6 protein-coding genes and 2 pseudogenes are annotated in these 5,279 nt (G+C 66.5%); 4 read left to right on the forward strand and 4 right to left on the reverse strand.

Annotated elements, in window-relative coordinates; genetic code table 11:
- The first annotated feature begins 345 nt into the window (after positions 1–345).
- Positions 346–837, forward strand: coding sequence for a hypothetical protein (locus ACZYX4_RS17505; protein ID WP_463878347.1), 492 nt, complete (start codon positions 346–348; stop codon positions 835–837).
- Positions 838–863: 26 nt separating this feature from the next.
- Here the strand turns inward: ACZYX4_RS17505 and ACZYX4_RS17510 are convergent, their stop codons facing one another.
- The 4 genes and pseudogenes from ACZYX4_RS17510 to ACZYX4_RS17525 form a co-directional block, all read right to left on the reverse strand.
- Positions 864–1,457, reverse strand: coding sequence for a hypothetical protein (locus ACZYX4_RS17510; protein ID WP_463878350.1), 594 nt, complete (start codon positions 1,455–1,457; stop codon positions 864–866).
- A gap of 308 nt (positions 1,458–1,765) precedes the next feature.
- Positions 1,766–2,104 (reverse strand): hypothetical protein, encoded by a 339-nt coding sequence (locus ACZYX4_RS17515; protein ID WP_463878353.1) that lies wholly within the window; start codon positions 2,102–2,104, stop codon positions 1,766–1,768.
- Between the two features lie 216 nt (positions 2,105–2,320).
- The gene (locus tag ACZYX4_RS17520) at positions 2,321–2,506 is read right to left on the reverse strand and encodes a hypothetical protein (RefSeq protein WP_463878357.1); all 186 of its coding nucleotides are present in this window, start codon (positions 2,504–2,506) and stop codon (positions 2,321–2,323) included.
- Between the two features lie 388 nt (positions 2,507–2,894).
- Positions 2,895–3,325: pseudogene (locus tag ACZYX4_RS17525) on the reverse strand (DUF4913 domain-containing protein).
- A 42-nt stretch (positions 3,326–3,367) separates the two neighbouring features.
- Between ACZYX4_RS17525 and ACZYX4_RS17530 the strand changes: the two are divergent.
- From ACZYX4_RS17530 to ACZYX4_RS17540, 3 genes and pseudogenes are all read left to right on the forward strand, one after another.
- A pseudogene (locus ACZYX4_RS17530) lies at positions 3,368–3,592 on the forward strand (rhodanese-like domain-containing protein); the annotation flags it as partial.
- Positions 3,593–3,653: 61 nt separating this feature from the next.
- Positions 3,654–4,658: a carbohydrate kinase family protein gene (locus ACZYX4_RS17535; protein ID WP_463878360.1), complete on the forward strand. Its 1,005-nt coding sequence runs from the start codon at positions 3,654–3,656 to the stop codon at positions 4,656–4,658.
- 9 nt (positions 4,659–4,667) lie between these two features.
- Positions 4,668–5,180, forward strand: coding sequence for a YbhB/YbcL family Raf kinase inhibitor-like protein (locus tag ACZYX4_RS17540; RefSeq protein WP_463878362.1), 513 nt, complete (start codon positions 4,668–4,670; stop codon positions 5,178–5,180).
- The last annotated feature ends 99 nt before the right edge of the window (positions 5,181–5,279 follow it).

Genomic DNA, 5,279 nt, shown 5'->3' on the forward strand with positions numbered 1-5,279 from the left:
TTTCAGCCGGTGGAACAGTGCGTCAACAACACTATTTTCCCAGCTCAGAAGCACCTTTCGTTGCTTTAACACACCCGACCGGCCCCACCCTCATGAAAACCCCGGGCTAAAGCGAGGATTCCAGTGAAAACGCTTCCGCCCAATGACCCGTCCCGGAGATCAGTGCTCCTAGGCGCAGCGGCCTTCACCGTTGCCGCCGGACTGAGTTCCCTGACTCCAAGTCCGGCCCAGGCACTTTCCGGGGAGGGCTGGGATCCGCGGCAATCCAAAACCAGCAACGGGTGGCCCGTAGCAGCCTCTGAAAACGATCGGCGCCTGACGTCGTTCGTCGTGGAGGGCCTGGGAATGAGCCTTACCGTCGCAGCGGGCGATGCCGCGGTGGTCCTCGGGTATGTTGTGCGCAGGTTCCACTATGAGGTAGCCGAGATACGGCTCGGGGAGCTCAAAGGCTATCGCCCCGCGGCGCCGGAAGCGGTCGCTCATCGAAGCAATTACTTCTCCGGTTCAGCCCTGGAGATCAAGGCCGATATGTACCCCCTCGGGACGACCGGCGGTTTCTTCCCGGCCGAAGTGGCTGTGATCCGCGACGTTCTTGCACAATGCGAGGGCGTGGTCCGGTGGGGTGCCGACAACATTCAGAACCCGCAGGAGAGCCACTTTGAACTGTGTGTTGGACCCGGCGACAGGCGCCTGAGGACGGTGGCCGCGAAGTTCAAAGCCGAGCTCTTGCAGCCTGGAAAGGGCCCGGGCTCGGAAATGGACGCACCTGAACGCCATGGACGTCGACAGGACGCTGAAAATGTGCGGCGCCGTCAGTCCGTTGAAGGACGGGGCTGAGTTCGGCCCCCGCCAGAGCGTTCTCCCTAGGACGCCGGCAATCCTTGGGGTGTCCTGACGCCCGGCCGGTGTCCTGACGTTTCTGCCTGGCAGCCGCCGGTGGACACAGGGACTCCCGTTTGCGGATCCACGAAGAAGGTCTTGGTGTCATTTGCATTGGCATCGCCGACGATCAGATTTACCTGGCTCTCGCTGACCCATTCCGCTTTATGGAATCCAGGAAAATTGTCGATGCAGGTCAGGTACCACTCCTGGCCACCTATCCCCGATGGCTTTTGAATGGTGACCACATCGCTGGGGTCCAGGAACGCCGCGTCGCGGGTTACGAGCAGGACCAGCCCGTTGCCAGGCCCGCTGAGAGAATACTTGGGGGTCGGCGGTACGCTGAACATCCCCGCAATCACCAAGGCCAACGCCACGCAGCCGCCGAGGATTCCGGCCGCCCACCTTTTGCTTCGCCGGCGCGACGAGAACGCCCCCGCGGTAACAGCCGCAGCGATGGCAAATGCGCCGATGAAGTACGGATTCATGTTTTGCACGAGGACGTAGCTCGAGTGGCTGCTTGGATCAACCAGCGCGATGACACCGGCGACTACAGCCAGACCTGCGAAAAGACCCACGAGCCGTCGCCGCCTTCGCCCCTCGACGCGCGGTTCTTCGGCAGACGCAATCACGCAGCGCTCCTGGGCGGCACCAGTGCGTCGTAAGCGGGCTTCTCCATCATGCTGCGATTCTAGCCATATCGCCTCGAACCTTTCCGGCGCCGCTCAGAGATGCCGCGGCGGGCTTGGCAGGGCCTGAGAACGCGACCTCGGCCAGCAGGGCGGCGGCCACCTGCGGGGCCACCACATTGGCCGCCTGCAGGAACTGCCGGGACCGGCTTCCGGTCCACGGGAAGGATGCCGGTAAGCTGTTGAGAACCCCTGCCTCAGCGCTGGTCAGCCGGGCCCCGTCGGATTCGCGGGTCCAGGTCCGGGCTTTCTCGGTCAGGCACCAGGCGGGCTTGTCCGCCGAGAACAGGTTGCCGCCGCCAGGCTTGCGGTTGGCCCCGGGTACGGACCTGCTCCCCCGCTCCCCAGCCCAGGGCGGTTGCGGCGCTCGTGCGGGCTACGGAGGACGGCTGCGGGACGCGGACGGGCTTGGTCTTGTGGCCGATCAGGAAGGCGCGGCGGCGGCGGGACGGGACACCGAAGTCCATGGCGTCGAGATGGCCGACGTCGGCGTATCGAATTCGACGCCGAGCCGTTCCGGTCCGTACTCGCCTCATTAGAAGAAAATCCTCCCCAGTAACACCTAGCAGTTCACGGTCAGCTCTGAATCAGCCGCGAGCCACCGTTCCGGGTTCCCACGGAGGCGCTATTCGTCCACCTTGCTTCGGATGTTCCTCAAGACGGCGTCGCGTTGATCTTGGGTGAGCTGGATCAGCGGCACATCCCGCAGCACGTCGAGGGTAAGGTGCTCGTCTTTTGGTCGTCGTCATCGATCACTGCGGTTGGACACTCACCCAGGTCACAATCATCAGGTCTCCTTCGACGACCGGTTCACCGCCGACGCTGAGTTGACTGGGTTCAGAGCCTGCGGCGATGAACGCTTCGGCGAATCGGGCGAGTTCAGCGCTGTGCGCGTCTAGGGTGTCGAAGAGGTTGATATCTCCGACGTCTGGAAACAATAGACGTGGGCTGCGCCGATGGGGACCCGGCCGTCGGCGTCAGCCTCAAACGTGTCTTATTCGGCTTCGAAGATGTCCGGACCGATATAAGCGCGTACGCCCCAGGATTGCGGGTAATCTTCGGGCCGGCCCCGGGAGTCCGGCCTGGCCGAGTAATCCTACGCATAGGTCAGCCGCATCCACTCAAGAGCATCTCCGATCTCATCGTGCTCGTCTGGCCGCACGCCGTCCACTGCTTTGCCGTGGGTGCATTCAATACCGGCCATGAGATTCCTTTCCCGCTTCCCCAACAAAAGGGGTGCTCCGAATGTTGTCGGGTGTGCCGGGTTCACCGTACCCGGCGCGGGTGCACCGGATGGTAGGGCCCTCCCGAACTCCGGGCGACCATTCAGGCCGGCACCGCCCGCACGTCGGGGAACCAGCCGGCCGGGGCCCTTCTTGGTTCGAGGTGTTCGGGGTCCCGGTGTTCTTTCATGTCGCAGTTGTAGAACGGTCCTTGTGGGTTCAGCAGGACGCTCATGTGGTGGTCTGCATGGTCCCTCCACCAGACGCTCATGCCGGTGGCCGGGTCGAGGCGTAGGTGCTCCCAGGAACGCCACAGGGCCGCGACACGTGAGACCGCTTCGGGTGGAAATACCACTCGATGCACCACTTCGCGGTCTTTCCGGTGACGCTGCGGACGTATGTCGGCAACAGCTGCTCGTGAAGGAATTCCTCGGCCGTGCCATAGACGAGCTCCGGTGTCTTCTCCGGTTTGTCTTCTGCGCCGGGGTTGGGGGCGGGCGTGTCCGTGTCGAAGAATCCGAAATCATCTGCCATGGCTGATTGCTTCCTTACCCGGTGACCCAGGGATTAGCGGCCGGAGCAGTCAATGTACCCCTGCATGAACTGCTGCGGCGGCTCGATTCCGTCCCCGCCGGGAAGCTGTGGGTGCACTGCACTTCCGGCTACCGGGCAGGCGTCGCGGCCAGCCTGCTGCAGCGCGCTGGCAGGGACGTGGTCCACATTGACGCGAACTTCGACGATGCCGGGCCCGCCGGAATCCCGGTGGATACTGCCCCCGGCTCCGCTGCCTCCACGGCCTGAACCAACACCCGCGCACCGAAACACTGGAGCGCCCGCCCTGGCTCTCTGGCAGAGTATGAGCATGCTGACAGTTATTGGCGAGGGCCTGGTTGATGTGGTCCAGCGTTCCTCCGGTACCCAGGCCCATGTCGGCGGAAGCCCCCTCAACGTCGCCGTGGGGCTGGCCCGTCTGGATCATCCGGTGCAGTTCATCGGCCGCTACGGCCGCGACGCCTACGGCGAATCGGTGGCCGCCCACCTGAAGTCCAGTTCGGTGCTGCTTCCGCTGGCCCCGGACGGGCTCCCGACATCCGTGGCCACCGCCGTGGTCGACGACGACGGCGCCGCCAGCTACACCTTCGAGCTCGCCTGGGAACTGCCCGGGCTCACGGACCGGTTGCCGTTCATGCTGCAGGCAACGACGCTCCTGCACACCGGCTCGATTGCCACCATGCTGGCGCCCGGGGCCACGGAGGTGCTCGCCGCCGTCGAGCATGCCCATCCCTCGGCGACCATCAGTTACGACCCCAACTGCAGGCCCAGCATCATCACCGATGTCGCCTACGCACGCGCGCAGGCGGAGAAGTTCGTCACCCTGGCGGACGTGGTCAAGGCCTCGGACGAGGACCTCGAATGGCTCTACCCCGGCGAGGATCCGCTGGACTCCGCCCGGCGCTGGCTGACATTCGGCGGTTCGGAGGGCCCCGCCATGGTGGTGGTCACCCGCGGTGCCGAAGGTCCCTGGGGCGTGAATGCCGCCGGCGAAACACAATTCCCTGCGCCGGCCGTCCAGGTTGCGGACACCGTCGGCGCCGGGGACTCCTTCATGGCAGCGCTGCTCTCCGGCGTGGTGGACCTGGGCCTGGCCGGGGCGCAGAACCGCAAGGACCTGCGCGGGCTCTCCGCAGAGAGCCTCCGGGATCTCCTCGCCCATGCCGCGCGTGCTGCCGCCGTCACCGTGTCCCGGGCCGGCGCCAACCCGCCCACCCGTGCGGAACTGACCCGGATGGAGCAGCGAGGACAGGCTCCCCACGCCACGGACACCCCGCGCCGCGACCCGGAAAGTGCAGAACTCCCCAGCAACTGAAAGGCAGCCATGGCACACCACGATGCCCCGTCCTTCCGCGTCCGCAGTGAGTCATTCCAGGACGGACAGACCCTGCCGCCGGCCCAGCGCGGAGCCTCGACCGGGGCCGGGGCCCAGGACGAGTCCCCGCAACTAAGCTGGAGCGGCGCGCCGGCCGGGACCCTGGGCTACGCCGTCACCGTGTTCGACCCCGATGCCCCCGGCCACGGCGGTTTCTGGCACTGGGCCGTGCTGGACCTTCCCGTGGACGTCACGTTCCTGCCGGCCGGGGCAGGATCGGGCCAGGCAGGGCACCTGCCTCCCGGCGCCTTCCAGCTCAAGAACGACGGCGGCAGCACCGGCTATCTGGGGGCGTCCCCGCCCCGGGGCCACGGCCCGCACCGGTACGTCGTCACTGTCCACGCCCTCGACGTCGCGCATTCCGGGCTCGATGCCGGCGCCCGCCCCGCGAAGCTGGAAGCGAAGCTCGCCCCGCACACCCTGGCCCGGGCAAGCCTGACCGGCATCTGCGAACGGCACTAGGCGCGGGCCGACCCCGCCCCTGCCGACCCCGCCCCGGCCGACCCCGCCCCGGCCGACCCCGCCCCGGCCGACCCCGCCCCGGCCGCCCCCGCCCCGGCC

Source organism: Pseudarthrobacter leeuwenhoeki (genome assembly GCF_055412885.1).